Consider the following 547-nt stretch of genomic DNA (forward strand, 5'->3'; position numbering starts at 1 on the left):
TACTTTCGATTATTGGACAAATCAGAGCAACAGCTACTCATTCCGATCCTTTATTTCTTAAAGAAACGCTCGCGCAAAAACTTAGGGATTATGAGAATCGTCTGCGTCAACATGATGTTGACTTGGAAACCATTGATACCGCACGTTATTGTCTGTGCTGTTCTTTAGACGAAGCAGTATTGAATACCAATTGGGGGAGTCAATCGTTTTGGACACATGATTCTCTGTTGAGTTCTTTTTACGCGAGCAGCCAAGGTGGAGAGGCTTTTTTTAAGCATCTAGATAGCTGTTTGGCTCATCCGGAATCCCACCTAGATTTACTAGAGCTAATGTACGTATGCTTATCTTTGGGTTTTATAGGTCAGTATCGTTTAGAAAAAAATGGGCTTGAAGCTCACCGTAGATTGAGAAAACAAGTTGTATCAGTGCTTAAGTCACATGGTCGCGGAGTACAGCAAGAGCTTAGTAACAAAGTAGAACAACATATGTTGGCAGGTGCTCAGGTTTCGGAACGTGCTCCTCTATGGGTGGTTTGTTCGGTAACTTC

At 41.9% G+C, this 547-nt stretch carries 1 protein-coding gene; it reads left to right on the forward strand.

Annotation, left to right across the window (positions count from 1 at the left end):
• A partial coding sequence (gene icmH, locus R7Q11_RS28630) for a type IVB secretion system protein IcmH/DotU (RefSeq protein WP_225467281.1) occupies nt 1–547 on the forward strand: 547 nt, incomplete at both ends.

This window comes from Vibrio sp. 970, from assembly GCF_033339075.1.